General features: G+C 70.2%; 1 protein-coding gene. It reads right to left on the bottom strand.

The genetic code is table 11. The features are described 5' to 3' along the window. Positions 1-794, bottom strand: a 794-nt coding sequence (locus AC01Y6_RS10695; RefSeq protein ID WP_476671510.1) for a methylmalonyl-CoA mutase family protein, incomplete at both ends; no start/stop codon positions are given.

Here is a 794-nt window from a genome sequence, read left to right as displayed (position 1 = left end):
ACCGCCCGGGTGAGGTTGTTCAGGGGCCGCTTAAGGGTGGTGGAGGAGGGGCCGATGTGGGCCCCCAGGGCCTGGCGGATGCGCATGCTCCGCTCGTCGCGGGCCCCGAAGCGCTCCCGGAGGATGCGGGCGTACATGCGGCGCGCCGCCCGCTGGAAGGCGATCTCCTTGAGCATCTCCATGGACCCCCCGAAGGCGTTGAAGGTGAAGCGGGGGGCGAACTCGTCCACCGGGAGCCCGGCCTCCACCCCCACCCGGAGGTACTCGGAGGCGATGGCCATGGAGAAGGCCAGGTCCTGCTCCCGCGTGGCCCCCGCCTCCCGGATGTGGTAGCCGCCGATGCTGGTGATGTTCACGTTGGGCATGTGCCGGGTGATGAAGACCAGGCTGTCCCGGAACATGCGCAGGGCGGGGCGGGGAGGGAAGATGTAGGTCCCCCGGGCCACGTACTCCTTGAGGATGTCGTTCTGGGGGGTGGCCCGGAGCTTCTCCAGGGGGATGCCCCGCTTCTGGGCCAGGGCGGCGTACATGGCGATGATCACGTTGGCCGGGGCGTTGATGGTGAAGTTGGAGGCGATGCGGTCCAGGTCCAGGTCCCCCCGGTAGGGCTCGTAGATGATCTCCAGGTCGGCCAGGGTGTCCACGCACACCCCCACCCGGCCCACCTCCCCCTCGGCCAGGGGGTGGTCGGAGTCGTAGCCGCACTGGGTGGGGAGGTCGAAGGCCAGGTTGGGCCCGCCCCGGCTCCCCTGCTCGATGAGCCCCCGGTAGTAGTCCCGGGTGTCCTCCGGGGT

The organism is Thermus sp., from assembly GCF_056332225.1.
Note: the sequence above shows the minus strand (reverse complement) of the source record. Positions and strands in the feature narration are given on the sequence as shown.